This is a genomic window from uncultured Ilumatobacter sp. (assembly GCF_963980585.1).
Lineage (GTDB): Bacteria > Actinomycetota > Acidimicrobiia > Acidimicrobiales > Ilumatobacteraceae > Ilumatobacter_A.
Genome location: NZ_CAXCAM010000028.1, coordinates 1 through 27,000, shown reverse-complemented (window position 1 = coordinate 27,000; position 27,000 = coordinate 1). Strand labels below are relative to the sequence as shown.

The 27,000-nt window shown below is 63.5% G+C and carries 28 protein-coding genes; 13 read left to right on the top strand and 15 right to left on the bottom strand.

From position 1 onward, the window contains the following. Positions 1-5 precede the first annotated feature (5 nt). On the top strand, positions 6-920 hold the full coding sequence (locus ACH2DW_RS10265) for a DUF368 domain-containing protein (protein ID WP_394929651.1): 915 nt from the start codon (positions 6-8) through the stop codon (positions 918-920). Here ACH2DW_RS10265 and ACH2DW_RS10260 read toward each other — a convergent pair whose 3' ends face one another. Next, the gene (locus tag ACH2DW_RS10260) at positions 921-2,126 is read right to left on the bottom strand and encodes a pyridoxal phosphate-dependent aminotransferase (protein ID WP_394929650.1); all 1,206 of its coding nucleotides are present in this window, start codon (positions 2,124-2,126) and stop codon (positions 921-923) included. A gap of 145 nt (positions 2,127-2,271) precedes the next feature. Between ACH2DW_RS10260 and ACH2DW_RS10255 the strand changes: the two genes are divergently transcribed. From ACH2DW_RS10255 to ACH2DW_RS10240, 4 genes are all read left to right on the top strand, one after another. Continuing rightward, positions 2,272-2,724: a hypothetical protein gene (locus tag ACH2DW_RS10255; RefSeq protein WP_394929649.1), complete on the top strand. Its 453-nt coding sequence runs from the start codon at positions 2,272-2,274 to the stop codon at positions 2,722-2,724. Positions 2,725-2,742: 18 nt separating this feature from the next. Beyond that, positions 2,743-3,429: a hypothetical protein gene (locus tag ACH2DW_RS10250; protein WP_394929648.1), complete on the top strand. Its 687-nt coding sequence runs from the start codon at positions 2,743-2,745 to the stop codon at positions 3,427-3,429. 63 nt (positions 3,430-3,492) lie between these two features. Next, positions 3,493-4,620: a phosphoserine transaminase gene (serC, locus tag ACH2DW_RS10245; protein ID WP_394929647.1), complete on the top strand. Its 1,128-nt coding sequence runs from the start codon at positions 3,493-3,495 to the stop codon at positions 4,618-4,620. Positions 4,621-4,637: 17 nt separating this feature from the next. Next, positions 4,638-5,531, top strand: coding sequence for a PAC2 family protein (locus tag ACH2DW_RS10240; RefSeq protein ID WP_394929646.1), 894 nt, complete (start codon positions 4,638-4,640; stop codon positions 5,529-5,531). A 14-nt stretch (positions 5,532-5,545) separates the two neighbouring features. Here the strand turns inward: ACH2DW_RS10240 and ACH2DW_RS10235 are convergent, their stop codons facing one another. Then, positions 5,546-6,859 (bottom strand): bifunctional o-acetylhomoserine/o-acetylserine sulfhydrylase, encoded by a 1,314-nt coding sequence (locus tag ACH2DW_RS10235; protein WP_394929645.1) that lies wholly within the window; start codon positions 6,857-6,859, stop codon positions 5,546-5,548. 127 nt (positions 6,860-6,986) lie between these two features. On the opposite strand from ACH2DW_RS10235, the gene ACH2DW_RS10230 reads away from it, so the two are divergent. Further along, a complete protein-coding gene (locus ACH2DW_RS10230) occupies positions 6,987-8,264 on the top strand; it encodes an MFS transporter (protein WP_394929644.1) in 1,278 nt (425 codons plus the stop codon). A 114-nt stretch (positions 8,265-8,378) separates the two neighbouring features. Here ACH2DW_RS10230 and ilvC read toward each other — a convergent pair whose 3' ends face one another. The 5 genes from ilvC to ACH2DW_RS10205 form a co-directional block, all read right to left on the bottom strand. Then, positions 8,379-9,413, bottom strand: coding sequence for a ketol-acid reductoisomerase (gene ilvC / locus ACH2DW_RS10225; RefSeq protein WP_394929643.1), 1,035 nt, complete (start codon positions 9,411-9,413; stop codon positions 8,379-8,381). Positions 9,414-9,531: 118 nt separating this feature from the next. After that, positions 9,532-10,095, bottom strand: coding sequence for an acetolactate synthase small subunit (gene ilvN / locus ACH2DW_RS10220; protein WP_394929642.1), 564 nt, complete (start codon positions 10,093-10,095; stop codon positions 9,532-9,534). 1 nt (position 10,096) lies between these two features. Further along, entirely contained in the window at positions 10,097-11,911 is a 1,815-nt protein-coding gene (ilvB, locus tag ACH2DW_RS10215; RefSeq protein WP_394929641.1) for a biosynthetic-type acetolactate synthase large subunit, read from the bottom strand. Between the two features lie 243 nt (positions 11,912-12,154). Then, entirely contained in the window at positions 12,155-13,012 is an 858-nt protein-coding gene (locus tag ACH2DW_RS10210; protein ID WP_394929640.1) for a bifunctional 5,10-methylenetetrahydrofolate dehydrogenase/5,10-methenyltetrahydrofolate cyclohydrolase, read from the bottom strand. Positions 13,013-13,096: 84 nt separating this feature from the next. Further along, the gene (locus tag ACH2DW_RS10205; RefSeq protein WP_394929639.1) at positions 13,097-14,404 is read right to left on the bottom strand and encodes an inositol-3-phosphate synthase; all 1,308 of its coding nucleotides are present in this window, start codon (positions 14,402-14,404) and stop codon (positions 13,097-13,099) included. 69 nt (positions 14,405-14,473) lie between these two features. On the opposite strand from ACH2DW_RS10205, the gene ACH2DW_RS10200 reads away from it, so the two are divergent. Next, positions 14,474-15,340, top strand: coding sequence for a LysR family transcriptional regulator (locus tag ACH2DW_RS10200; protein WP_394929638.1), 867 nt, complete (start codon positions 14,474-14,476; stop codon positions 15,338-15,340). A gap of 40 nt (positions 15,341-15,380) precedes the next feature. On the opposite strand, the gene ACH2DW_RS10195 is transcribed toward ACH2DW_RS10200, so the two are convergent. Further along, complete coding sequence (locus tag ACH2DW_RS10195) at positions 15,381-15,836, bottom strand: Lrp/AsnC family transcriptional regulator (protein WP_394929671.1); 456 nt, start codon at positions 15,834-15,836, stop codon at positions 15,381-15,383. Positions 15,837-15,949: 113 nt separating this feature from the next. Between ACH2DW_RS10195 and ACH2DW_RS10190 the strand changes: the two genes are divergently transcribed. Further along, a complete protein-coding gene (locus ACH2DW_RS10190; protein WP_394929637.1) occupies positions 15,950-16,189 on the top strand; it encodes a DUF6356 family protein in 240 nt (79 codons plus the stop codon). Positions 16,190-16,198: 9 nt separating this feature from the next. On the opposite strand, the gene ACH2DW_RS10185 is transcribed toward ACH2DW_RS10190, so the two are convergent. Then, on the bottom strand, positions 16,199-16,696 hold the full coding sequence (locus ACH2DW_RS10185) for a 5-formyltetrahydrofolate cyclo-ligase (RefSeq protein ID WP_394929636.1): 498 nt from the start codon (positions 16,694-16,696) through the stop codon (positions 16,199-16,201). Positions 16,697-16,738: 42 nt separating this feature from the next. Here ACH2DW_RS10185 and ACH2DW_RS10180 point away from each other — a divergent pair, with 42 nt between their 5' ends. From ACH2DW_RS10180 to ACH2DW_RS10170, 3 genes are all read left to right on the top strand, one after another. Next, positions 16,739-17,281, top strand: coding sequence for a flavin reductase family protein (locus ACH2DW_RS10180; RefSeq protein ID WP_394929635.1), 543 nt, complete (start codon positions 16,739-16,741; stop codon positions 17,279-17,281). Positions 17,282-17,380: 99 nt separating this feature from the next. Next, positions 17,381-17,755 (top strand): DUF3054 domain-containing protein, encoded by a 375-nt coding sequence (locus tag ACH2DW_RS10175; protein WP_394929634.1) that lies wholly within the window; start codon positions 17,381-17,383, stop codon positions 17,753-17,755. Between the two features lie 34 nt (positions 17,756-17,789). Further along, positions 17,790-19,049, top strand: coding sequence for a serine hydrolase domain-containing protein (locus ACH2DW_RS10170; protein ID WP_394929633.1), 1,260 nt, complete (start codon positions 17,790-17,792; stop codon positions 19,047-19,049). Between the two features lie 13 nt (positions 19,050-19,062). On the opposite strand, the gene ACH2DW_RS10165 is transcribed toward ACH2DW_RS10170, so the two are convergent. The 3 genes from ACH2DW_RS10165 to ilvD all read right to left on the bottom strand — a co-directional run bounded on the left by ACH2DW_RS10165 (position 19,063) and on the right by ilvD (position 21,890). Continuing rightward, entirely contained in the window at positions 19,063-19,911 is an 849-nt protein-coding gene (locus tag ACH2DW_RS10165; RefSeq protein ID WP_394929632.1) for a patatin-like phospholipase family protein, read from the bottom strand. Between the two features lie 14 nt (positions 19,912-19,925). After that, positions 19,926-20,111 carry a hypothetical protein gene (locus ACH2DW_RS10160; RefSeq protein WP_394929631.1) on the bottom strand — a complete coding sequence of 62 codons (186 nt, stop codon included), beginning with the start codon at positions 20,109-20,111 and terminating at the stop codon, positions 19,926-19,928. Positions 20,112-20,180: 69 nt separating this feature from the next. Further along, positions 20,181-21,890 carry a dihydroxy-acid dehydratase gene (ilvD, locus tag ACH2DW_RS10155; protein ID WP_394929630.1) on the bottom strand — a complete coding sequence of 570 codons (1,710 nt, stop codon included), beginning with the start codon at positions 21,888-21,890 and terminating at the stop codon, positions 20,181-20,183. Positions 21,891-22,129: 239 nt separating this feature from the next. Here ilvD and ACH2DW_RS10150 point away from each other — a divergent pair, with 239 nt between their 5' ends. After that, on the top strand, positions 22,130-22,801 hold the full coding sequence (locus ACH2DW_RS10150) for a hypothetical protein (RefSeq protein ID WP_394929629.1): 672 nt from the start codon (positions 22,130-22,132) through the stop codon (positions 22,799-22,801). Further along, complete coding sequence (locus tag ACH2DW_RS10145; RefSeq protein ID WP_394929628.1) at positions 22,798-23,331, top strand: LemA family protein; 534 nt, start codon at positions 22,798-22,800, stop codon at positions 23,329-23,331. Before ACH2DW_RS10150 ends, ACH2DW_RS10145 begins: the two co-directional genes overlap by 4 nt. A gap of 13 nt (positions 23,332-23,344) precedes the next feature. Here ACH2DW_RS10145 and gatB read toward each other — a convergent pair whose 3' ends face one another. Genes gatB through gatC form a run of 3 tightly spaced genes read right to left on the bottom strand, consistent with a single transcriptional unit; the run spans position 23,345 to position 26,606 of the window. After that, complete coding sequence (gatB, locus tag ACH2DW_RS10140) at positions 23,345-24,820, bottom strand: Asp-tRNA(Asn)/Glu-tRNA(Gln) amidotransferase subunit GatB (RefSeq protein ID WP_394929627.1); 1,476 nt, start codon at positions 24,818-24,820, stop codon at positions 23,345-23,347. Further along, entirely contained in the window at positions 24,817-26,283 is a 1,467-nt protein-coding gene (gene gatA / locus ACH2DW_RS10135) for an Asp-tRNA(Asn)/Glu-tRNA(Gln) amidotransferase subunit GatA (RefSeq protein ID WP_394929626.1), read from the bottom strand. The genes gatB and gatA overlap by 4 nt, the downstream gene beginning before the upstream one ends. Before the next feature lie 11 nt (positions 26,284-26,294). Then, positions 26,295-26,606 (bottom strand): Asp-tRNA(Asn)/Glu-tRNA(Gln) amidotransferase subunit GatC, encoded by a 312-nt coding sequence (gene gatC / locus ACH2DW_RS10130; RefSeq protein ID WP_394929625.1) that lies wholly within the window; start codon positions 26,604-26,606, stop codon positions 26,295-26,297. Positions 26,607-27,000 lie beyond the last annotated feature (394 nt).

Sequence of the window (27,000 nt, the reverse complement as noted above, 5' to 3'; positions counted from 1 at the left end):
TCGGCGTGAACATTCCAGCTCCCGTCGCACAAGTCGTTCGCGGTTTCGCCATGGGCGCGGCCGACATCGTGCCCGGCGTTTCTGGTGGCACCGTTGCGCTCGTTCTCGGCATTTACGACCGGTTGATCAACAACGTTCGACTCGGCGCCCGCGGACTCAAGCAGCTCCTCACCGGCGACATCGCCTCGTTCAAAGAGACGCTGGTTCGCATCGAGTGGGTCTGGCTCATTTCCCTGCTGGGTGGAATCCTCGTCGCTGTCGCTGCGCTCTCATCGGTGTTGGAACAGCTGCTCGACGATGAGCCGGTCAAGATGTCAGCGTTGTTCATCGGCCTCGTCGTGGGAACGATCTACGTCGCGATCCGAATGCTCGACCGCATCGATGCGACCACCGTCGCCATCATGCTCGGTGTTGGTGTTGCCCTGTTCCTGCTCCTCGGATTGAAGTCGGACACCGTTGTCGCCGACGACGCTGCGGAGGTGGTGACCCGCTCGCCGCTGATCTTCTTCCTCGTTGGGGCCATCGCGATCTGCGCGATGATCCTCCCGGGGATTTCCGGGTCGTTCCTGCTCGTGATGATGGGTATGTACACCGAGGTTCTCGGAGCGGTCAACGATCGCGACGTCGTCTCACTCGGCGCATTCGCGGTCGGTGCCGTGCTCGGTCTTGCACTGTTCTCGACGCTGCTTCACTGGCTGCTCGACAATTATCACAACTGGGTGATCGCCGCGATGGTCGGCCTGATGCTCGGCTCGACACGCGTCCTGTGGCCCTGGCCCAACGGCACAAATACCACCACGTTGTCCGCCCCGGCAGACGACGTGGCATTTCCGTTGCTGCTTGCAGCCATCGGCGTCGTCGTGGTCATCGCCGTCGAAATGTTGAGCACAAAGCTCAGCGCGGCCGACGAAAGCGCCTGATCAGCCGACGAGATCGGCGATGCGCTGGATTCCTTCGACCAAGTCGTCGTCGCCGAGCGCAAAGCTGAATCTGCCATAGCCGGGCAGTCCGAACGCCTCACCGGGAACGAACGCGACCTTGGCATCTTCCAAGATGATGTCGGCCAGTTCGATGGTCGTCGTCGCGGTTTTGACCGTCCCATCGGAAGATCGGATGTCGCGGCCGAGCAGACCGGTCATGTCGGGGTAGCAGTAGAAGGCGCCCTGCGGCTCGGGGCAGGTGACGCCGTCGATGGCATTGAGCATCTCGTGCATCATTGCCGCACGACGAGCGAACGCTTCGCGCATCATCACCACATCGTCCAGCGGTCCCGACACCGCTGCGATCGTGGCGCGCTGCGCAACGTTGCAGACGTTCGAGGTCGCATGGCTTTGAAAGTTGGTCGACGCCTTGATGACGTCGGCCGGGCCAATCATCCAACCGACACGCCACCCTGTCATTGCATAGGTCTTCGCCACGCCGTTGACGATGATGCACTGTTCGGCAAGTTCGGGCACCAACACCGGCATCGATGAGAACTCATGGCTGCCGTAGGTCAGATGTTCGTAGATCTCGTCGGTGATCACCCACACACCGTTGGCCACGGCCCATTCGCCAATCGCCTTGACCGACTCGGGCGGGTAGACCGCACCGGACGGGTTGTCCGGGCTGACAAACAGCAACACCTTGGTCTTGTCGGTCTTGGCGGCATCGAGCTGCTCCACGGTGACTTGAAAGCCCGACTCGGCGTCGGTGTCGATCACCACGGGTACACCGCCGGCAAGCGTGATCGCCTCTGGGTAGGTGGTCCAGTACGGCGCCGGGCAGATGACTTCGTCACCGGGGTCACACAGCGCTGCAAAGGCGGTGTAGACCGCATGCTTCCCACCATTGGTGACCAACACGTTGGCCGGCGCACACGAAAAGCCTGAGTCGCGCATGGTCTTGTCGCAGATTGCCTGCTTCAGGTCGGGCAGGCCGCCGGCCGGGCTGTACTTGTGATTCTTCGGGTCGGCACACGCGGCGGCTGCGGCGTCGACGATGTGCTGCGGAGTCGGAAAGTCGGGCTCCCCGGCACCGAAGCCAATGACGTTCTCACCGGCGGCCTTCATGGCTTTGGCCTTGGAGTCAACGGCGAGCGTGGCCGAAGGAGCAATGGCGGCAAGACGAGCGGATGTCCGAGACATGGAGTTCACGGTCCCTCATCCTACGACCTCGACCCATCCCCGGCCCCCATCGTTTGCGTACCCGGGACACGTCGGCGGCGACATCTGCCGGGTACGCAAACGCAGGGTGGCGACGCTTGTGCCCGCAAACGCTACGGTCCGGTCCATGTCAGCAGACGCAACTATTCGATCGAACGTGACGGGAATACCCGGCCCTGACCTCACTCCCACCGCCACGGTGCTCGACAAGCCGTTAAGTGAGTGCAAGGTCGCGATCTGCACCACCGCCGGTCTCCGCCTCGCCGGCGACGTCAAGCTCTGGCTGGACGCCTCTTTCACGGTGCTGCCTGCCGCTGCTCGCGACGTGCAGCTCAGCCACTTCTCCCCCAACTTTGATCGCTCCGGCCTCACCGCCGACATCAACACGGCGTATCCCGCCGACCGGCTCTCAGAGCTTGCCGAGGCCGGCGTCATCGGGTCCGTCGCCACCAACAACCTGTCGTTCATGGGCGCACAGCTGGACGCGACGTTCTCGTCGATCATCAACGACTCCGGGCCCGCTGCGGCACAGGTCCTCCTCGATGACGGCGTCGACGTCGTCATCTTCACCCCGGTTTGACCGCTTTGCACGCGCACCGTGAGTGTGCTCTCCCACGTGTTCGAAAAGGCAGGACTCGCCACCGTTGGCATCTCACTCGTTCGGGGCCAGGCGGAAACCGTCAAGCCACCGCGGATCCTGAACGTGAACTTCCCACTCGGCCGACCGCTCGGCAAGCCTGACGATGCTGAATTCCAGACGAGCGTGCTGATGGCAATGTTCGACCTGCTGCCCCGTACCGACGTACCGGTGCTCGTCGACTTCCCCGAGACGATCGAAGAACAGGGCTCCGAGCCGTCGTCGTGTCCGATGCCGCCGCGCCACAACCCCGACCTCAACGCAGCCGTCGACGAGGCAAACGGCCTGCGCAATGCATACGACCGCAACCTCGAAGCGACCGGCGGGCGCACGCTGCTCGGACGCGTTGCCGATGTCGACGGCGTGGTCGGCCTGATCGAGAAGATCATCGAGATCGAAGGCGGCGCGTCGATTGCCGACGTCGGCTGGGATTCCACGGCGGCCATCGCGGCCAGCCAGGACATCCGGGCGTACTACGAAGAGGCTGGCCTCCAGCTCGCGGACAACACGGGAGCGCGCCAGCTCGAAACCTGGTTCTTCCACCAGACCGAGACCGGGCAGTTGATTCGGCGGGCCCGCGACGGCATGCGCGAGCGCGACGACGACAAGCTCGCAACGACCTATCTTGCTCCGATGACGCAGGGCTGACCCGCACCCTTTCTTTTTGGAAAGCTGCGGTCGGTTCTTCTGACTCGGCGCCATCATGTTGCGGTGACTGAGACCCCCGCGATCACCATTCCTGCTGACCTGTTGCCCGCTGATGGGCGCTTCTGCTGTGGCCCATCCAAAGTCCGCCGCGACCAGATCGATGCCGTCGTTGCCGCTCGCAAGACGCTGCTCGGAACCTCCCATCGCAAGCCGCCGGTCAAGAACCTCGTCGGCGACGTGCGGTCCAAACTGTCCGAGCTGTTCTCGTTGCCCGATGGGTGGGAAATCGTGCTCGGTAACGGAGGCTCCACCATCTTCTGGGACGTCGCCACGTTCGGGCTTGTACGCGATCGCAGCCAACACCTGGTCTTCGGCGAGTTCTCTTCAAAGTTTGCCGACGCCTGCGCGGCCGCCCCGCACCTGGGCCAACCATCGGTGATCAAGGTCGATCCCGGCTCGCATCCCGAGCCAGTCGCCGAGGACGGCATCGACCTGTACGCCCTGACCCACAACGAGACGTCCACGGGTGTGGCCATGCAACTGCAACGCCCAGCAGGCGCCGGTGACGCGCTTGTTGCCGTCGACGCCACCTCTGCCGCTGGCGGCCTGCTGTGGGATCCTGCCCAGGTCGACTGCTACTACTTTGCCCCGCAGAAATGCTTCGCGTCCGACGGTGGCATCTGGTTGGCAGCGTGCTCGCCCGCAGCGATCGAGCGGATCAACGAGATCGGATCGTCTGACCGCTGGCGCCCCGCATCACTCGATCTACAGATCGCACTCGACAACTCGACGAAGAACCAGACCTACAACACGCCCGCCGTGGCCACGCTGGTGATGCTCGACGCTCAGCTCAACTGGATGCTGGCAAATGGCAGCCTTGCGGGCATGGCCGGCCGCAGCGCTGCATCAGCGTCGGTCCTCTACTCGTGGGCCGAGGCGCGTGACTGGGCGACCCCGTTCGTCACCGACCCTGCGCATCGCTCCAATGTTGTCGGCACCATCGACATCGACGATTCGATTGACGCCAACGAGATCTGCGCGGTGCTTCGGGCCAACGGCATCCTCGACACTGATGCCTATCGCAAGCTCGGTCGCAACCAGCTCCGTGTCGGCATGTTCCCGGCCATCGACACCGCCGACGTCGAAGCGCTGACGAAGTCCGTCGATCACGTCGTCGAACAACTGAGCTAAGCCAATAGATTGCCTGGATGCAGGCAATCGATGTGCTGAGTTTCGGGATGGGCGACATCGGCTCGCTCAATCGCCCGGTCATGCTGGTCGGCCTCGAAGGGTGGTTTGATGTCGCCAGTGCGGCGACGCAGGCGGTCAACGCTTTCACCAGCGCTGACCACGCCGTCATCGTGGGAACCATCGACCCTGACCCGTTCTACGACTTCACGCAGCAGCGACCGCACGTCACCATCGATGACGACATCAGAGAAATCGTCTGGCCGACGAATGAGTTCGTCCTCCAACGCAGTGGTCCAGCGCCCGACGGTGGCCCCGGCCAGCGCGACGTGGTCGGCCTGATCGGCGTCGAACCCCACCTCAACTGGCGGACCTACGTCGACGCGATCATCACGGTGGCAGTCGCGATGGGCTGCGAGGCAGTCGTCACCGTTGGCTCCGCAGCCGAGGCGCTCCCCCACACTCGGACTCCTCCGGTCACGGGCAGCACCGCCACTGCGGGCCTGGCATCACGGCTGGGACTATCCCAACCGTCGTATCAGGGGATCACCGGTGTCGCCGGCGTGTTGAATGCCGAACTCGAAGCCCGTGATATTCCGTCGATCTCGCTCCGTGTCGGCATCCCGCACTATCTGATGAATGCCGAGCACCCGATGGCCGTCGCGGCACTCGTTCGCCACCTCGGCCATGTCCTCGACGTCCCGACGAGTGAGTGGATGGGTGGCGATATCAGCAACCAGATCGACAGCTGGCGCGAGGTCCACGACGAGATCACCGCAAACGATGACCAGCTACGGATGTACGTCCGCATGCTCGAAGCCGAGTTCGACCGGCGCGCCGAAGCACAGATTCCGACGGCCGACGATCTCGGCGATCAGTTCGAAGAGTTCCTCAAGGACCAGCGCGACGACTGATCCCGACCCGCCGATCAGACCGCTGCGAAGGCGGTTTCGAGATCGGCGATGATGTCGCTGAGAGTCTCGAGTCCCACGCTCAGACGGATCAGGCCAGGCCCGACGCCGCTCTGCACCTGCTCCTCTGGCGACAACTGGCTATGGGTCGTGCTGGCCGGGTGGATCACCAGGCTGCGCACGTCACCGATGTTGGCGACATGGCTGTGCAACTCGCATCCCTCGACAAACCGCTTGCCAGCGTCGACGCCGCCCTTCACATCGAAGGCCACGATCGAGCCGGCTCCGCGGCCGCCGCCGTACTCCTGGGTGCGCTCGTACCACGGGCTACTCGGCAGACCGGCGAACTGCACGTTCTCGACCTGGTCGTGCGCGTCGAGGAACTCTGCGACGGCCTGGGCGTTGGCGAAGTGGCGCTCCATCCGCAGTGACAGCGTCTCAAGTCCCTGCAAGATTAGAAAGGCGTTGAACGGCGAGATCGCCATGCCGAGGTCACGCAGCATCTGCACTCGCGCTTTGAGCGCAAATGCACCGTGGCCAAGCGCCGGGAAGTAGGCGAGACCGTGATAGCTCGGGTCCGGCTCCGTGAAGTTCGGGAAGCGTCCGGACGCTGCGTAGTCGAAGGTGCCACCGTCGACGATGGCACCGCCGATTGATGTTCCGTGTCCACCACAGAACTTCGTGAGGCTGTGCAGCACGATGTCGGCACCGAGTTCGAGCGGACGTACGAGGTAGGGCGTCGGCACGGTGTTGTCGACCATGAGCGGGATGCCGTTGTCGTGCGCGACTCCGGCAACGCCGGTGATGTCGAACATGTTGTTCCGCGGGTTCGCCAGCACTTCGCCGAAGAATGCCTTGGTGTTGTCTTTGACGTGCGCGGCCCACTGGGCAAGGTCGTCGGGGTCGTCAACGAAGGTGACCTCGATACCGAGCTTCGGCATCGTGTAGTGGAGCAGGTTGTACGTGCCGCCGTAGAGCGAGGGCGAGGCGACGACATGATCGCCCGACTCACACAGCGTGAGCAGCGCCAAAGTCGCTGCGGACTGGCCCGATGCGACGACAAGCGTGCCGGGGATCCCGATGGCCGTCGTGCAGCCACCTTCGAGAGCGTTGATTCGCTCTTCCAACGCAGCTTGCGTCGGGTTCATGATGCGGGTGTAGATGTTCCCGACTTCGGCCAGACCAAACAGGTTGGCGGCGTGCTCGGTGTCGCGGAACTGGTACGACGTCGTCTGGTAGATCGGCACGGCGCGAGCGCCCGTGGTGGGATCGGGCTCACCGCCGACGTGAATCTGCTTGGTCTCGAATCCCCAGTTGCTCTGCTCAGTCATGGAATTTGAAGATAGCCGCCAATTCCCGACTCAACAAGTCGGATTTCGCCACCGGGTGTCAGAACGACCGCTTGCGAGCGCGACGCCGACCGAAAGCGGCGAGCTGGTGATGCCGTAGCGTGTCGACGTGGACGAATCAGGTGCGCCCGCGCATGAGACGCTCAGGGACCCCGTCGATCCGCCTGACCCTCGCCGCACGCTGTACACCCTTGCCTTCGTCGACGAATTCGCGCCGCTCTATGCCGTGTTCACACTGTGGTTCATCGACAATGACGTGTCGACGTCGGAAATCTCGGTCGCCTTCATCGTCTGGGCCGCCCTCGCAGTCGTTCTCGAAGTCCCGTCGGGGGCACTTGCCGACCGACTTGACCGCCGCAAGCTGATCGCCTCGGCATTCGCGCTACGCGCTGCCGGCATCGCTGTCTGGTTGATCTGGCCAACCGTTACGGGACTCCTGATCGGCGCGGTGCTGTGGGCGGTCCATGACGCCGCCGCGAGCGGCGCGTGGGAGGCGATGATCCACGACCAACTCGACGCCGTCGACCGGGCGTCGACCTACGGGGTCGTCATGGCCCGAGTTGGACAGTTCAGCAACCTCGGCCTGGCAGCGGGCACCATCGCAGCGAGTGGGCTCATTCGGCTCGGAGCAGGCATCGACGCGATCGGGTGGATCAACGTTGCCGTACATGGTGCCTCGATCGCCCTCATCCTCACGCTCCCCGACGCCGGCTGGGTGTCCCGGCTCGACGACCACCGACTCGGACCGTCTGGGTCCACCAGGCTCGATGAGCCGACGAGCTACTCCGAGTGGCGACACACCCTCCGCGCCGGGCTGTCGGCAGGCTGCCGTCAGCCCGAGCTCCTCCGCCTCACCGTCGTCGGCGCCCTGATCGCCGGGTTGTTTGTCGTGGACGAATACGTCCCGCTGCTCGCACGTGCACGCGGCGCTTCCGACGAGGTCGTACCGCTGATCGTGCTCACCGTGTGGTTGGGTCTCATTCTCGGCGGCGAGGTCGCTGCCAGATATCCCGACATGCACAGTTCAACGCTCGCCACTGCGCTGCTCGCTGGCACCGCGATTGCAGCGGTGGTCATCGCACTCGACTCGCCGTGGGCGTTGGCCGGAATCGGCGTGGCGTACGGCGCCACCGAGGCGACCTGGGTCATCAGCGACGCCCGATTTCAAGCCGCCGCGCCTCGGGCCACGCGCGCGACGGTCACCAGCGTCCGCGGACTCGGTGCGGGCCTGGTCGCCGGCCTTGCCTTCCTCCTCGTCGCGGTACTGACCACGGACGACGACCCCACACCCGGCCTCCACTGGGTGATCGGTCTCCTCGCCCTCGCCTCCTTCCTCGTCTGGCGCTGGGTCCCCAACCGAAGCGCCTCGCCTCGAAAGGCCGGCTGACCACCGCGAGCCTCCCGCTCACTTCTGACAGCGAGTGAGGGACTCAGCGGAAAACAGCGGAGGGCCGGTCTCGATTGAGACCGGCCCTCCGCGTGTTCGATTGTGCTGACCGGGTCAGCTGTCGCCGCCTGAAGCTTCGGCGACCTTCTGCTTTCCGGCGTTGATGAACGGCATCATTGCGCGGAGCTCGGCGCCGACCTCTTCGATCGGATGCTGCTTGCCCTCTTCCTGCATGCGGTGGTAGTTCGCGCGACCGGATTCAGACTCGGCAATCCACTCCTCGGCGAATTGGCCGGTCTGGATCTCGGTGAGGATCTTCTTCATCTCGGCCTTGGTTGCCTCGGTGACAACACGCGGACCACGAGTGAGGTCGCCGTACTCGGCGGTGTCGGAAATGCTGTAGCGCATGCCGGCAATGCCCTCTTCGTACATGAGGTCAACGATCAGCTTCACCTCGTGGAGGCATTCGAAGTAGGCCATTTCGGGGGCGTAACCCGCCTCGGTGAGCGTTTCGAACCCGGCGCGGACGAGCTGGGTGACGCCACCGCAAAGCACGGCCTGCTCACCGAACAGGTCGGTCTCGGTCTCTTCGGTGAACGTGGTCTCGATGACGCCCGCACGCGTGCCACCGACTGCATCGGCGTACGACATGGCGACGGCGCGGGCGTTGCCCGTGGCATCTTGCTCGACGGCGATGAGGGCTGGCACGCCACCACCTTCGGTGAAGGTACGACGCACGAGATGGCCGGGGCCCTTCGGCGCAATCATGATCACGTCGACGCCTTCAGGTGCAGCGATCCGACCGAAGCGGATGTTGAAACCGTGAGCGAATGCCAGCGCGTTTCCAGCTTCGAGGTTCGGCGCAATGTCGGCGTCGTAGATCGCCTTCTGTTCCGTATCGGGGGCGAGCAGCATGATGACGTCGGCTGCCTTGGTCGCGTCGGCGACGTTCATCACGGTGAGGCCAGCGGCCTCGGCCTTGGCCCTCGACGAGGAGCCCTCACGCAGCCCGACGATCACATCGACGCCTGACTCCTTCATGTTCAAAGCATGGGCGTGGCCCTGCGAGCCGTAGCCGATGACCGCAACCTTCTTGGAGCGAATGATCGAAGAATCTGCGTCGGTTTCGTAATAGACGGTGACAGCCATGCTGTGAATTACCTTTCAGGAACCCGGGACACGAGTCGATCCGGAACCGGGTGTTCGGTGTTGATGTGTGGTTGGGAGACGGTTGGGAGACGGTTGAGAGACGGGTGGGAGATCAGGTTCAGTTCACGGCGCGCAGACGCGAGCCACGGTCAAGTTTCGGAAGCGCCACGCGCCCAGTCCGTTGCAGCTCAACGATGCCATATCCGCCAAGCAAATCCTCAAAATCATCGAGCTTGTTCGGATGCCCTTCAAGGCTGACCGTGATCACCGCCTCAGAGACAGCGATGATCTTGCCCTCGAAGATGTCGACCAGGCTCGCCACTTCGCTGCGCTGCGTCGCCTCGGCCTTGATCGTGGCGATCAACAGCTCGCGCTCGACGCTGAGCTCCGGGTCGAGCTCGGAGATTTTGATGACGTCGATGAGCTTGAACAGCTGCTTCGTGATCTGTTCGAGGGGTGCCGAATCGAGGTCGACCACGATCGTGATCCGGCTGCGTCCCTCGACCTCGGCCGGCGCGACGGCGAGGCTGAAGATGTTGTAGCCGCGCCGGGCAAACAGACCGGCGACGCGGGCGAGCACGCCCGGGCGGTTCTGGACGAGCACCGAAAGGATGTGGTGGTTCATCCCTTCGGCGTAGGTGTTGGCGCTTCGTGCGCCCGGGTAGTCACGTGTGCGAGGCATGTCAGTGACCGTCCTTCAACTTGGTGTCGACCGGCTTGGGTGCGGGTTTGAGCACCTCGGCCCGGTCTTGCTGGGTGGGGTGCAGGATCAGGTCGGAGTTGCTCGCACCCGCCGGCACCATTGGGAACACACCCTCGGCGGCGTCGGTGCGGAACTCGATCACGACCGTACGGTCGTTGATCGAGTTGGCCTTCTCGATTGCCGGGCCGACTTCTTCGGGTGACTCGACGAGGATGCCGACGCAGCCCATCGACTCCGCCATCATCACGAAGTTCGGCACGTTCGAGCTGTCGAGGAACACCTCGGAGTAGCGCTCGTCGTAGAACATTTCTTGCCACTGCCGAACCATGCCGAGGAAGTTGTTGTTCAGCAACGCCACCTTGATCGGGAGCTTCTCGAGTGTCGCCGTGACCAACTCGGTAGCAGTCATCTGGAAGCAACCGTCGCCGTCGATGGCCCAGACGGTCCGGTCAGGCATTGCGGCCTTGGCCCCGATTGCCGCGGGCAGCGAGAAGCCCATGGTTCCGAGACCGCCGGAGTTGACCCACGTGTAGGGCTCGTTGAACTTCCAGTACTGCGACGTGTACATCTGGTGCTGGCCCACGCCGGAGGTGACGATCGTGCCCTCGGGAGCGCGCTCGTTGAGCTGCTCGATACAGAACTGTGGCTTGAGCAGAGCCCCCGGTTCAGATGGCTCGTAGGTCATCGGGAACTGTTCTTGCCAGCCCGACACTTGGCTCTTCCATGCCGAGATGTCGGCCTGTCGCGCACCGCCCTGCAGCATTTCCTTGATCTCACGGATGATCTTGGTGATGACGTAGTTGGCATCGCCGACGATCGGGACGTCGGGTCGCCGCACCTTGCCCTGCTCGGCTGGGTCAATGTCGACGTGGATGATCTTCGCGTCAGGAGCGAACGCGTCAACCTTGCCGGTGATGCGGTCGTCGAAACGCGCACCGAGCGTGATGAGGAGGTCGCTCTGCTGCATCGCGGTGACAGCGGTGGCGTTGCCGTGCATGCCCGGCATACCCAGACAGTTCGGGTGATCGTCGGGGAAGGCGCCGCGGGCCATCAGCGTGGTCACGACGTGTCCATCGATCAGTTCGACGAGCTCGCGCAGTGCTTCTGCGGCGCGGGCCTTGAGGATGCCGCCGCCGGCGTAGACGATTGGCCGCTCCGAAGCGAGGATCAGCCTGGCAGCTTCCTTGATCATGCGCGGGTGGCCCTTGGTATTCGGCCGGTACCCAGGCAGCGAATCCAAGACCTCTTCGTCGGTGGGCCACTGCCACGTCATCTCGTTGGTGAGCGCGTCCTTCGGAATGTCCACCAGGGTGGGGCCGGGGCGACCCGTCGTTGCGATGTGGAACGCCTGGCGAATGGCCATCGGAATCTCGTCGGCGGACATGACCAGCTCGTTGTGCTTGGTGCACGACCGGGTGATACCGACCGTGTCGCACTCCTGGAACGCATCGCTGCCGATCGCTGCCGTCGGCACCTGACCGGTGATCGCGACCATCGGGATCGAATCCATGTACGCGTCCATCAGGGGCGTGACGAGGTTGGTGGCTGCGGGGCCGGAGGTGACCATGGCGACGCCTGGCTTGCCCGACACATGGGCATAACCCTCGGCGGCGTGGCCCGCACCCTGTTCGTGACGCACGAGCACGTGCCGAATCGGGCTGTCCATCAGCGGGTCGTAGGCGGGCAGGATGCACCCGCCGGGGTAACCGAACATCACATCGACGTTCTCGTACTCAAGTGCGCGGATCAGAGCTTGTGCCCCGGTGATGCGTTCTGGTGCTGCTGGTTCAGTCATGTGACTGGGTCTTTCTTCTGGTGTTGTCTGGTGGCAGAGCGGGTGGATTTCGGGAACCGAGGGCGAAAAAGCAAACGACCTCCCGAGTGGGAGGTCGAGGAACGCACGCAGCAGGAGCTGGGTGCGTTACCGAATAAGTACGACGAGCACGAAGGTGGTTGCGCTCATGCAATTCATAATCGTGTCATTGTAGCGTCGAAATCACACCTTGAACACATCGTCCCACCGAGTGAGGCGGTGTTGTCAGGCGGGGAACGCTGACTGCAACCGTGCTGCGCTCAGCGTGTTTTCCATCAGACAGGCGATCGTCATCGGTCCGGTGCCGCCAGGCATGGGGGTCAGCCACCCGGCAACCGGCTCGACCGACAATCGGTCGACGTCACCGACGATGCCTGCCTCAGTGCGCGAGACGCCGACATCGATCACGGCCGCGCCGGGCTTGATCATGTCGCCAGTAATCATTCCTGCCTGACCTGCTGCACCGATGACGATGTCTGCCTCTCGGACAACAGCGGACATGTCGGCCGTGCGCGAATGCGCCATCGTGACCGTGGCGTCAGCACCTTTGCGGTTGAGCAGCAGCGACAGCGGCAGGCCGACGAGTGTCGAGCGTCCGATGACGACGGCGCGAGCACCCGAGGTGGGCACTTCATATTTCTCGAGCAGCCGCATCACGCCAAGCGGCGTGCAGCCGACCAGACCGGGACGATTGCGCACGAGTCGGCCCATCGAGCGTTCGGTGAGGCCGTCGACATCCTTCTCCGGCGGGATGAGGTCGAGCACGGGCTCCGGGTCGAGGCCGTCAGGCAGCGGGAGCTGGACCAGCACGCCGTGGACTGATGCGTCCTCGGTCAGCTCGCGGACCGCCGCTTCGACCTCACCCTGAGTTGCGGTCTCAGGCAGGTCGACATGACGCGCGACGAGGCCGGCCTCGACCGCCTTCTTGTGCTTGCTTGCGACATAACGCTGCGATGGTCCGTCATTGCCCACGAGCACCGTCGCCAGGCAGACCGGAGGCGATCCAGCTGCCTCGACCGTCACCCGTAGTCCAGCGATGATCTCATCGCGCAGCGCATTTCCGTCCATCAAGATCGCAGCCATGCCGTGAAGCTACTCCCCTCGAAATCGGCCCAGAGCGACCATCAATCAGCTGAGCTGATCCGGCATCGGGCGAACCGGATCGAATCAACCCGCCTCTGAATGGGTGACGGGTTGCTCGCCCATCCATTCGCGGAGGGTGTTCTTGAGCTTGGTCTGCTGAATGAAGAGGTCGGCCTCGGCCGGCGCATCTCCGGCGGCCTGCGGCGCCTTCAGATAGAAGCTGAGCCACTCCTGCACTCCGCTTTCGCCCGCACGGTGGGCGAGGTCCATGAAGAGTGCGAGGTCGAGCACGATCGGTGCGGCAAGGATCGAGTCGCGGCAAAGGAAATCGACCTTGATCTGCATCGGGTAACCGAGCCACCCGAAGATGTCGATGTTGTCCCACCCCTCTTTGTTGTCGCCACGGGGCGGGTAGTAGTTGATCCGCACGACGTGGTCGATGTTGCCATACAGGTCGGGGTACACCTCTGGTTGCAGGATGCCGTCGAGCACGCCGAGCTTCGAGACTTCCTTCGACTTGAAGTTCTCCGGGTCGTCCAGCACTTCGCCATCGCGGTTGCCGAGGATGTTGGTCGAGAACCACCCACGGACACCGAGCATGCGAGCCTTGAAACCCGGCGCCAGCATGGTCTTCATCAGCGTCTGACCAGTCTTGAAGTCCTTGCCGGCGATCGGCACGCCGTTGGTCTTGGACAGTTCGACAATGCAGTCGAGGTCGGTCGTGAGGTTCGGCGCACCGTTGGCGTACGGCACGTCGCTTTGCAGCGCGGCGTAGCAGTAGATCTGCGACGGCGAGATGTTGTCGTCGTTGTCCCGCAGCCCTTGCTCGAACGAAGCGACCGAAGCGTGCACTGCGGACGGCTCCTGGTATGCCTCGGTCGAGCCGCACCACACCATGACCAGCCGATCACAGCCGTTCGCTTCCTTGAATCGAGCAATGTCAGCGATGAGTGCTTCGGCCTGGTCCCACTTACTTGCGATGTCCTTCACACGGACGCCGTCGAGCCGGCTGACCCAGCGCTGATCGAACACGGCTTCCATTGGCACGATGCCTTCCATCTCTGCAGAGATGGCATCGAGGTCGTTGCCTTGCAACACACCGGCGGTCTTGGCGGCTTCCATCGCGTTCGGCGAGATCGGATCCCAACCGCCGAAGACGATGTCGTCAAGCTCGGCGAGTGGCACGAACTCCTTGATCAGCGGGTTGCGGTTTTCCTCTTTGGTGCCGAGGCGAATGTGAGCCATCTGCGCGATCGATCCGATCGGCGGGGAGATGCCTTGCCGAGCAGCGATGACGCCGGCGATGAATGTGGTTGCCACGGCGCCCATGCCGGGCGTGAGAACGCCGAGCTTGCCGGTGGCGGGAGTGATCTGTCGAGCATGCGAAGTCATGGGTCGATGATAAGCAGACCTGATTGAATATATTTGAGTGTGAAGTAAGTCTGAACTATGCTGCGCAGGGTGCCACGACGTTCGCTCCCCGACATTTCCATTCGGCAGCTCGAGTACCTCGTTGCGGTCGCCGACGCTCCATCGTGGGCAGCGGCCGCCGGTGAGATCGGCGTCTCTCCGTCGGCGCTGTCACAGGGACTCGCTGAACTCGAGCGCCGCGTCGGCATCCAGCTCTTCGAGTCCGTGGGCCGGCGGCGCAAATTGCGCGCAACCGTGACCCCGGTCTTGGATCACGCGCGTCACGTCGTGGCACTCACTCGCGACGTGGTGTCATGGGCCGATCGGCTCCGACTGGCCGACACAGGACGCGTCAGCCTGGGAATGATCGACGTTGCCGCCGTCGTTCACTTCCCCGACGTCCTCCGCGGATTTCGCTCCGAACACAGCGACGTCGACCTCCGCCTCACCGTGGCGCCTTCGCGATCGCTCCTCGACGACCTCCAGCGCGGCACTCTGGACCTCGTCGTGTGCGTCGAACCGCCCCAGCCAATGACCGGCATCGAGTTCGTTCCGTTGCTCATCGAGCCGATGATCGTCTACGGGCCACCTGGCGTCCCGATCGACGGTCCAGCGAGTTGGGGACCTTGGGTGTTGTTTCCAGAAGCCTCACACAGCCGCAGACTCGTGATCGACCGTCTCCGCGAACTGGGTGCTTCCACCGAGGTTGCTGCCGAGTCGCACCAGCCCGACGTGCTGCGCGAGATGGTGCTGCTCGGCCTGGGCTGGACGGTACTGCCACGCAGCCAGGGCGAATCAGAGCGCGGCGAGCTGGCCGTCGGCGAGCAGATCCTGGAACGTCAGCTGGTTGTGGCACGACGCGCGGGCGCGGTCACCGACCCGGCAGTCGACGAACTCGCGCGACGACTCACTCGATAACCAGCGACCGGTAACGAGTGACAGACATGCGCCGAGATGGCTACACCGGAATCGGCAGTGCCGTGGTGCGCTTCATCTCCTCCATCACGAAAATCGTCCGGACGTCATACAAATCGACCGCAGCGATCAGCCGTTTGTAGAAGGCGTCGTAGGCGTCAATGCTTGCGACCATCACCTTCAACGTGTAATCGATGTCGCCGCTGGTGCGATAGCCCTCGACGATTTCAGGGAACGCATCGAGCGCAGCCTGGAATCGATCGATCCAGTCCGGGCCGTGATCATTGGTGCGAATGTTGACCAGTGCGGTGACGCCGAGATCGACCGCCGCAGGATCAATCAACGCGACGCGACGCATGATCACGCCGGCCTCTTCAAGCGCACGAACCCGGCGCCAACATGGCGTCGCAGTCAAGCCCACGGCATCACCAAGCTCGCGGGCACTGAGGCTCCCGTCGTCCTGCAGTAAACGCACAATTTCCCGATCAAGTTCATCCACAATCGATGATTCTTGCACGTTCTGAAGATTAAACAAAATATTCTTGCACCATTACTGACTTCGTGCGCGAGAAACGCAATGCATCGACTTGGCGACTTCTCTACCGTGGTGCCATGACCTTGAAGCAGCACTTCACCGAACACCCGGCGTCGGTCGACGAGACCTACTTCGAGCACTTCAAGGTCGCTGCTCGGTTCGCGCGCTGTCTCACGATTGCTGCCGGTGCCGCTGCAGTGCATGCCGTGATTCCGTCGATGTGCACGAAAACAGCCAGCGAACGGATCTGTGAGCTCCACAGCGAGATGACCGCAGGCAAGCGCGGTGCCGCCCGCTCACTCGAATCTGCTGCCTGACAACCGGCCTCAGTCGGTGACGACGGCATCGAGCACAACGTCGTGCTTGTCCGTCGGGAGATGGTCAACGAGTTGAGGAGCGAAGCAGACGCCGATCGTCGTGCAGTCAGCTCTGCGCCCCGGAAGAAAACGGTCGTACCACCCACCGCCCTGCCCCAGTCGGCGGCCGTCGACGGTGAATGCGAGGCCGGGCACAACGATCATGTCGGGCCATGCCGGGTCGAGATCGGCGTCCTCGGGCAATGCTGTCGACTTGCCGGCTGTGTGGAGCAGGTCGATCAGCGACGCCGTTTCCGGCTCGCCAGGAATCGAGGCAAACACCATGACTCGCCGTGCGGCGCGCACATCATCACGATCGAGGAGCGCCGACCACATCGCCGCCGACCGTTCGGGCCGGTCAGTGAGTCCGTTGCGAAGTTGTCGCATCTCGCGTCGCAGTGCCTGTTTGGTCGCGTCGACATCAGGCGCGGGGTTGGCCGGGACATCAGTATCCGAGACGTCGGCCATGAGCGCGGATCGTACAACTGGCGGCACCTACAATCGGCGACGATGAGCGACACAACTGACTCAACTGCATTCGATTCGGGACACTTCCGCACGATCATGGGGCACTTCCCCACCGGCGTCACGGTCGTCACCGCCATGTCACCCGACGTCGACGGCACCGGGCCCCAGCCAGTCGGGTTCACGATGGGCTCATTCACCTCCGTCTCGCTCGATCCACCACTGGTCGGGTTCCTTCCCCAACTCGGCTCATCCACCATGGATGGAATCGAGGCATCCAGCAGCTTCTGTGTCAATGTGCTGAGCGATCAACAGAGTGATCTCTGCTGGAAGTTCGCGAAGAGCGGTACCGACGACACACGCTTCAGCGGCGTCGACTGGCATGCGGCTCCGTCCGGCTCACCGATTCTCGATCGTGCCGTTGCCTGGATCGACTGCTCAGTCGAACAGATCCACACGATGGGCGATCACCTCTTCGTCCTCGGACGCGTCGGGGCGCTCGACGCGGACGCCGACCACGATGGCGAGCCGCCCGTCCCACTGCTGTTCTTCAAAGGCAGCCTCGGCGGTTTCGAAGCCGCCGGCTGACGCACAGCACGGTCGTTTGTGTGGCGATTTCTGCGGACCGGTCCGCAGAAATCCGGACACAAACGGACTGGGCTGCCGGATCGGCGACAGACTGGCCAGATGCATCCGCGCACTCCGCTTGCAGCCGCCCTCGACACCGCCGTTGTGGTGTCATTCATCGCAATCGGGCGCCGCAATCATGACGAAGACGAAGCGATCTCGGGCCTCGTTGAGACGGCCGCTCCGTTCCTGATTGCACTCGCCGTCGCCTGGGTGATCTGGCGCGTCTGGCTGCAGCCCGACGCGGTGATGACCGGAGTGCGCGTGTGGTTGACGACGTTGGGTCTCGGCATGCTGCTCCGCAATCTGGTGTTCGACGACGGCACCGCTGCATCGTTCGTCATCGTTGCGTCCGTCTTCCTCGGCACCTTTCTCGTCGGCTGGCGCGCCATCGCCGGCGCTCTCGCAAGTCGATCCACCAACCGCCTTCGCTGAGGACTCTTGCGTACTCCCCTGCGATCATCACGCGATGGCAGTTACAGGAACCGCACAAACGATCACCCCCGCCGACGCAGGCTTCGACGCCGGACGCCTCACCCGAATCGATGACCACTTCAAGCAGTACGTCGACGACGGTCGACTCCCCGGGTGGCAAATCGTCGTCAGCCGAGCCGGAGAAGTCGCCTACAGCTCGACCTACGGCAAGCGGAATATCGAGCAGAACCTGCCGTGGGAGTCCGACACCATCTGTCGAATGTTCTCGATGAGCAAGCCAATCACGTCGGTCGCCGCGATGATTCTCTACGAAGAAGGCAAGCTGCAGCTCAAGGACCCAGTGGCGAAGTACATCCCGTCGTTCGGGGAGTCCGAGGTCTATCGCAACGGTTCGTTCGTCTCTCCGGTGACCGAAGGGCTGACCGAACCAATGCGGATCTGGCACCTGCTGACGCACACATCAGGTCTGACCTACGGCTTTCACAACAACCACGTCACCGACGCACTGCACCGCAAGGCCGGCTTTGAATGGGGCATTCCAAAAGGGATGGACCTCGCCGCCTGCTGCGACGCGTGGGCCAAACTCCCGCTCGCCTTCCAGCCGGGGACCGAGTGGCTGTACGGCGTATCAACCGACGTGCTGGGCCGCGTCGTCGAAGTGGTGTCGGGCCAGTCGCTCGACGAGTTCTTTCGCGAGCGGATCCTCGACCCGCTCGGTATGACCGACACCGAATTCTGGGTGGAAGGCGACAAGCGAGACCGCTTCGCCGAGCTGTACTTCCCCAAGCCGACCGGCAATGCCCGCGGCGAGGGCCCATCTGCCAATGCCTCGGTGATGCCCGCCGCTCCCCTCGACCGCAAACCGACCATGCTCGGCGGCGGTGGCGGTCTCTGCGGCACGGCAGCCGACTATCTCCGATTTGCCCACATGTTGCTCAATCGCGGCGAACTCGATGGCGCCCGCATCCTGGGGAGCCGCACCGTCGACTACATGACGCGCAATCACCTGCCGGGTGGCGCCGAACTCGAAACGTTCGGTCGTCCGTTGTTTGCCGAAACCGAGTTCGCCGGCATGGGCTTCGGCCTCGGATTCTCGATCGAGCTCGACAGCGCCGAGCACAAGGTGATCGGATCCGCCGGATCGTATGCGTGGGGCGGAGCGGCAAGCACTGCGTTCTGGGTCGACCCGGCCGAGGAGATCGTCGTGTTGTTCCTCACCCAACTCCTCCCATCAAGCACCTACCCGATCCGTTCGATCCTGCAGCAACTCGTCTATCAAGCACTCGTCGACTGACGCCTGTCCGACTTCAACCTGACGCCGAATGGACCGTGGGCACCGATTGAGCATGAGGTTCGCCTGCATCGAGCCACGTGCGTGTGGTCTCGGCAGCGCGCTCGATTAACTCAGCGGACTGCGTAAAGTCGATGGGCGACACCAGGACCGGGCACGGTGGTGGGATCAGGTGGATCGGTACGTCGTACGTGTTGGCAGCCATCTCGAGCGCGAACCGGCGCTGCACCATCAAGCTCACCGCGTGCAGTGCTGCTGCCAGTGCGGTGTCGGGCGGCTCGGTCAGGTCGCATGAATAGCCAGTGGACAACACCCACACATCGGTGGCACCAGCGTCGACCGCGGTGGTAATCGCGATGTTGTTCACAATCGCACCGTCGACGAGGAGCCGTTCGCGACCGCCGACATTCACCCGAGCAGGAGGATAGATCGCAGGCAGCGACGCGCTTGCTGTCACTGCGTCGACAGCGTTGCCAGAAGTGAGCAGCACTTCCTCACCCGAGAGCGCGTCGGCGGCAACGACGATCAGCGGCGTCGACGCGTCTTCGATCATGTCGAACGGCAAATGTCTCGACAGTGTGGAGCGAAGCGCCGCGTCGGGGACGAAGTGGGTCGACCTCCCGGCGAACGCACGCAATCCCAGCAGCGGATGCAGCGGAAACAGATCTGCACGCTCAAGACCGTGCCACAGATCCGCGAGGCCCACTGCCGGGCGGCCACCGGCGAGCCATGCCCCGTTGATCGCCCCAACCGAGGTACCGACGATCAGATCCGGCGTGATGCCGCGCTCCTCCAGTGCGATTGCCATCCCGACTTGGATTGAGCCGTGGCTGGCACCTCCGGAGAGGACATACGCCGTGGTCATGTGAGTGAACCGCGTCAGTCACCGTCTCGGAGACGGAAGTAGACGGTCAACAGCGCGCCGACCACGATCAGAAACAGGACCATCCGGATGATGAACCCGATGGCGCCGAGAATGCTGCCGAAGAACACCCAGACGATGAACGCGACGATCATCCACCCGACGACACTCGCAAGAATCGACCGCCCAGCGGAACTGCTCATTTCCCCAGGCTATGCGCGCCGTTGTCAGCGGCGTGTCGCCACCGGACGATCCACCGTCTGGCACGCAAATCAGAGCGTGTTGGTGATTGCCCCGGTCTCGGCTCCCTGTACGAGGCGGGCGTACTTGCCAAGCACGCCGGTGGTGTAGCGCGGAGCGTTGGGCTGCCAGCCTTCCTTGCGGGCAGCGAGCACGTCGTCAGACACCTGCAGGTCAAGCGTCTTGCTCGGCACGTCGATCAGGATCATGTCGCCCTCTTCGATGAAAGCGATCGGCCCGCCGTCGGCCGCCTCGGGAGCAACATGGCCGATGCAGAAACCCCAGGTACCGCCAGAGAACCGGCCGTCGGTGATCAGCGCAACGTCGCCACCTCGACCAGCACCCTTGAGCGCCCCCGTGATGGCGAGCATCTCGCGCATGCCGGGCCCGCCCTTGGGACCTTCGTAGCGGATGACAATCACATCACCGGCGTTGATCTGGCCCGCGAGGATTGCCTCCATTGCGAACGACTCGTCGTCGTAGACCCGCGCCGGTCCTTCAAAGTGCATCTGCTCAGCGCTGAGGCCGGCGACCTTGACGACAGAACCCTTCGGGGCGAGCGAGCCCGTCAAGATATTGATCCCACCTTCGCTGTGAATTGGCGCGTCGACGGGATGGACGACCACACCGTCGGGCTCGGCAATATCCATCGCTGCGAGATTCTCAGCCATCGTCTTGCCGGTGACCGTCAGGCAATCGCCGTTCAACATTCCGTTGTCGAGCAGATGCTTGAGAACGCCGGGAACGCCGCCAACCTTGTCGAGGTCGCTCATGTGGAACTTGCCGCCAGGCGTCATGTCTGCGATGTGCGGGACCTTGTCCGCAATCCGGTTGAAGTCGTCGAGTTCGAGCGCGACGCTGGCCTCGTTGGCAATGGCCAGCAGGTGCAGCACGGCGTTGGTGGAACCGCCCAGCGCCGACGTGAGGGCGATCGCATTCTCGAACGCTGGCTTCGTCATGATCTGGCGCGACGTGATGCCGAGACGGAGCAGACCGACGACAGCCTCACCAGCGAGGCGGGCGTCGACTTCGCGACGCGAGTCGATCGCCGGCGGCGAAGCCGAACCCGGCAGGCTCATGCCGAGCGCTTCAGCAATCGAGCTCATGGTGTTCGCGGTGAACATGCCGCCGCAGGCACCCTCACCCGGACAGGCCTTGACTTCGATGTCGTGGAGTTCCTGGTCGTCGATCGTCCCTGCGGCGTGCGCGCCGACTGCTTCGAAGACGGAGGTGATGTCCAGTGCCTTGCCGTTGTGCTCACCCGGCATGATCGAGCCGTTGTAGACGAAGACCGATGCAAGGTCGAGTCGAGCCGCTGCCATCAGCATGCCGGGAATCGACTTGTCGCAACCGGCAAGGCCAACGAAGCCGTCGAGCCGTTCAGCGTGCATGACGGTCTCGACCGAGTCGGTGATGACCTCGCGCGACACCAGCGACGCGCGCATGCCTTCATGGCCCATCGAGATGCCGTCGGACACGGTGATCGTGCCGAACTCCATGCCGAAACCACCGGCTGCATTGACGCCGGCCTTGGCATGTTCCGCGAGCTTGCGGAGTGTCATGTTGCAGGGTGTGACCTCGTTCCATGACGACGCGATGGCAACCTGCGGCTTCTCCCAATCGTCGTCGCCCATCCCGATCGCCCGGAGCATTGAACGCGACGGCGCCTTCTGCATACCGTCAGTGACGTCGCGCGAGCGGGGCTTGATGTCCACGGGGGTGTTCTGGTCGTCAGCTGACATGACGTCCAGGATAGTGGGCCGTGTCGACGCCGGTCCTGGTGGTCCGAGCACCGGTGTCTCGGCCCTGCCACCGCTGACTCACGATCTCATCGGGCTCTCGTCGAACGCCCGGGCGTTCGAACCCAGCGACTACATTTGCTGGCAGTGCTGATCTCTCAACGACTTGCTCGTCGAGACAATGACCGTCGCCATCGACCTGGTCGCGGAACCGCAGCGTTCCACCACGGTGTGAGGGACTGATGGTGTTCTTCTTCATGAGCGCGCTGGTGGCGATCGTCGCCGTACCGCTCGCACTGTGGGCTGGGCACCGCAAGAAGGAGCGGATCGCGTTCGCCGAGCGGCTCGCTGCTCAACACGGGTTTTACGTCGACACCTCGACCAAGGGTCCGCCACCACAGCAGTTCGACCTGTTCGGAATGGGGAGCTCTCAGCAGGTCTCATTTCAGTTTTGGCGCCACGGCGAGCAGGACAGCGTCTTTGAGTATCGGTTCACGACCGGTTCAGGGAAGAACAGAACCGTCCACCTTCGCACCGTTGCGCTCGTCGAGCTTCCATTCTTGGCGCCGCACACCAAGATCGGACCGGAAGGATTCTGGTCCGGTGTCGGTCGCATGGTCGGCATGCGCGACATCGAGGTCGAGTCAGTTCAGTTCAACGAGCAGTACCGGGTGACCGGCGATGACGAACGCTTCGCAGTTGCGTTGCTGGACCACCAAATGTTGGCGTGGTTATTGTCCAGTCAAAGCGGACAGGGCTCGATCAAGTTTGAGCTCTGGGGACCGTGGCTGCTGTGTGTGTCAGACCGAATCGACATGAACCGAATGTTCGGTTTCCTCGACTGGGCGCAGAGTGTTCGCGAGCACATGCCCACCGTGCTGAGGAGCCTGTACCCCTCCGGGTCGGCGCAATGACCGCAGCGCTGGTCCTCCTTGCGTTCGCTCTCGGCGCTGGCCTGGTCGGCTACCTGTTTTCGTACAACTCACTCGTTTCGGCGCGCCAGCAAGTCGCCGACGCGTGGGCGGCGATCGATGTCGAACTCGAGCGACGTCATACCCTGATCCCCGGGCTTGTCAGCGCCGTACAAGCAACTGCGACGCACGAACGCGTGCTGCTGGAACGACTGGTCAATACTGATCGTCGAGCGCGGCAAGCAGCCGGCAGTGCGGCAGAACGATCCACCCCAGAGTCAGAGCTTGCCACCGCAGCGCGGGCCGTCGTTGCACTCCGCGAGCGATACCCGGCACTCGACACTCAGCGGAACTTTCTCCAGCTGCAACAGGAGCTCGCCATCACCGAGGACCGCATCGGCGCTGCACGCCGGTTCCACAACATCAAAGTCGCTGAATACAATCGCCGCACGGAAGCCGTGCCTGGCAATCTCGTCGCCCGACGTCATCATTTTGCGCTTGCCGACTACTTCGACCTCGCTGCAGACGACTGAACGGTGGCCGTCGTCAGGGCTTCTTGGTGTTGAGGAGTGCCGTCACGGCTTTGCCATCGGCTTGCCCCTTGCTGGCCTTCATGACGGCGCCGACCAGCGCTCCCATCGCCTTGCCCTCGCCCGCGCAGAACTTCTCCCACGCTTCGGGTTGGGCAGCAATTGCCTGGTCGACCATGGCTTCGAGATCGGAGTTGTCCATCGCCTCGAATCCGAGTTCGGCCGCAATGGCCTCGGGGTCGATGTTGCGTGACTCGATCATGGCCGCGACGATGGTTTTCGCCTGACTGGCGGTGACCGCACCGGACGACTCCATCTTCGAGAGCGTCGCAAGGCTTTCGGCCGGTACGTGCTCGGCAAGCTCGGGCGCTTCCTTCACGTGCTTCAGGGCAACTCCTGCGTCGCCCCCGAGTTTGGCGGCGTCCATGACGTATCCGTCCTGGCCGCGCTCGGCCACGACCATGACCGCTTCGCTGTTTGCGGCTTGGCCCGTGGCATCGGCAAGAATCGCACGCCGCTCGGCCGGTAGCACCGGCAGCGCATCACGCACTCGTTCAATCCACTCGACACCCGGGTCGACGACGACGAGGTCAGGCTCGAGGAAGTACCGGTAGTCATCGGCATCTTCTTTCGACCGCAACGTGTGCGTGCGCCCGTCGTTTTCATCCCAGTGCCGGGTCTGCTGCACAACGGGCTCGTCAGCTTCGTGCAACGCGATTTGACGGGTCGCCTCGTACTCGATCGCACGCCCCAGCGAACGAACTGAATTGACGTTCTTGATCTCGCAGCGCGTGTTGAAGTCCTCACCGGGCTTGCGGACGCTGACGTTTGCATCAACGCGCATCGAGCCTTCCTCCATCTTGGCGTCTGAGGCGCCCACTGCGACGAGGATCCCACGCAATTCGTTGATGTACGCCTTGGCCTGCTCGGGATGGCGGATGTCTGGCCGGCTCACGATCTCGACCAATGGCACACCAGCGCGGTTGAAGTCGATGAGCGAGTAGTCCGAGCCATGGATGCGACCACCGGCGCCACCGACATGCGTGGACTTTCCGGTGTCCTCTTCGAGGTGACCGCGCTCGATACCGACGCGGAATCCGTCCGGCAGGTCGAGCCAACCGTCGATGTTGATCGGCTCGTCGTACTGGCTGATCTGGTACGCCTTCGGCATGTCGGGGTAGAAGTAGTTCTTCCGAGCAAATGTGGACTTTTGCACAGTGCAGTTGAGTGCGAGGCCCAAACGCATTGCGAGTTCCACTGCTTGGCGATTCAGCACCGGGAGCGCACCGGGCAAGCCAAGCGTCACCGGGTCGATGTTCGTGTTGGGCTCATCACCGAAGCGGTTCGGCGACGCGGAAAAGAGCTTCGTCTTTGTGGCAAGTTCGACGTGCACTTCGAGCCCGACGACCATCTCCCAGCCGTCTTTGGTCCACCGTTCGTGGTCCTCGTTGGATGGGTGGTAGGCGTCGTCGTTGACGTAGGTGATGCTCACGATGCGCTCCCTTCGCCGGAGCCGGCAGATCGTGGAGGCGCACTCCGTTCGAGAGCGGCGCCCACCTGGAACATGACGTCGTCTTTGAGCGCCGGCGCCAGAACTTGCACTCCGACGGGCAGGCCGTGGTCGCCTGTCCCGAACGGCACGCTCATGCCGGGGTGTCCCGTGAGGTTCGAAGGGATGGTGTACGTGTCGCAGAGGTACATCGCCAGCGGGTCCGAGGCCTTGTCGCCCATTTCAAATGCGACGGTCGGTGAGGCGGGAGTGAGCAGTACGTCGACTTTCTCGTAGGCCGCTGCAAAGTCGTTGGCGATCAGGCGGCGCACCTTTTGTGCCCGCCCGTAGTACGCGTCGTAGTAGCCAGCCGACAGGGCGTACGTGCCGAGCATGATCCGCCGCTTGACCTCGTCGCCGAATCCTTCGGTCCGCGTCGCCATGTACATCTGGTTGGTGTCGGGCGCAGCAGTGCGCATGCCGAATCGCACACCGTCGAAACGGGCAAGGTTGCTCGACGCCTCGGCAGGTGCGATGAGGTAATAGGCGGTGAGCCCGTAGCTGAACGCCGGCACCTCGACATCGACAATCTCCGCGCCGGCCGCGCGGAGCGCGTCGAACGCCTCTTCGATGCGCTGCTCGACGTCCGGGCTGGCACCGGTGGGCAGATCGGTGATCCGACCGACGCGGAGGCCAGCCACGCCGAGTTCGAGCGTGCGGCTGAGGTCGAGTGGACCCTGCTGAATGCTCGTGGAGTCGCCGGGGTCGTGCCCCGAGATGGTCTCGAGTGCGACGGCGGCGTCGGCAACGGTGTGCGTAAACGGGCCAATCTGGTCGAGGCTCGATCCGAATGCGATGAGTCCGAGTCGGCTCACGGCCCCGTAGGTCGGTTTGACGCCGACGACGCCGCACAGCGCTGCGGGCTGACGAATTGAGCCGCCCGTGTCGGAGCCGAAGCTGATGGGTGCGAAGTCGGCGGCTACCGCCGCGGCTGATCCGCCCGATGAACCACCCGGCACGCGAGTCGTGTCGAGCGGATTCTTTGTCGGGCCGAAGGCGGAGTTTTCCGTGCTCGAGCCCATCGCGAACTCATCGAGATTGGTCTTGCCGACGAAGATCGCGCCGGCATCGCGGAGCCGGGTGACGACGGTGGCGTCGTACGGCGGACGCCAGTCAGCGAGGATCTTCGACGAGCACGTGGTGGGAATCCCCTGCGTACACATGTTGTCCTTGAGCGCAACAGGCACGCCCGCAAGCGGGCCGGGGTCGCGACCTGCTGAGATCATCTCGTCGATCTCGACCGCGCGGGCGCGGGCCTCATCGGCCAGGACCAGGTTGAAGGCGTGAATCTCGCCGTCACGTTCGGCGATCCGGGCGAGGTGTTCTTCGACGACGTCGGCGGCCGTGGTGACGTTGCTGCGAACATTCTGTGCAAGATCGATGGCTGAAATGCGGTCGTTGTTCATGGCGGTACCGGTCACTCTTCGATTCCGACGATTGGCGGCACGCGGAAACGTCCGTCCTCGGCGAGTGGGGCTTGGCCCAGCACCTCGTCGCGATCGAGCGTGACGCCGACGACGTCGTCGCGCATGACGTTGGCAAGCGGCGTTGGTTGCATCATCGGCTCAACGTCGTCGAGATCGAGTGCATCGATGTCCGCGAAGTGGTCGAGCATGGCGCTGAGTTCGGCGGTCGCCGTGGCAAGTTCGTCGTCGGTGAGGATGAGGCGAGCCAACGTGGCGACTTTGCTCACGTCGTCGGCCGTGATGCGGGGGGATTCGTCTGACACGCCGGTGAGGCTATCCGGCACCGCCCGCCCGTTTCTTTCCAGGTTGACGACAGCCGAAACCTCATCCCTCACCCCATCCCTCACCCCGCCCAACATCCCGTCAGAAATCCCGTCAGAAAAATGATGTCTCATCGTCGCTGGGCGACGCTCATCCCCCACAGAAGCGCAAGGAGCCCGCCGGGCCTCAGTTCTGTGCAGGAAAATGTTCGCTGAGCGACGCTGTCCCAACATTTTTCGGTGGTGGTTGTGCGGGTTAGAAGCCGGTGGTGGCGTGCGGCATCCGGTCGGCGGAGAAGAAGTGGTCGGCGCGCCGGAGCACATCTGCGTTGCGGGCCTCGATGCGACGGGCGCACGTTGCGGCGTGGCGCACGTTGCGGCGCGACGCAGTCAGCCG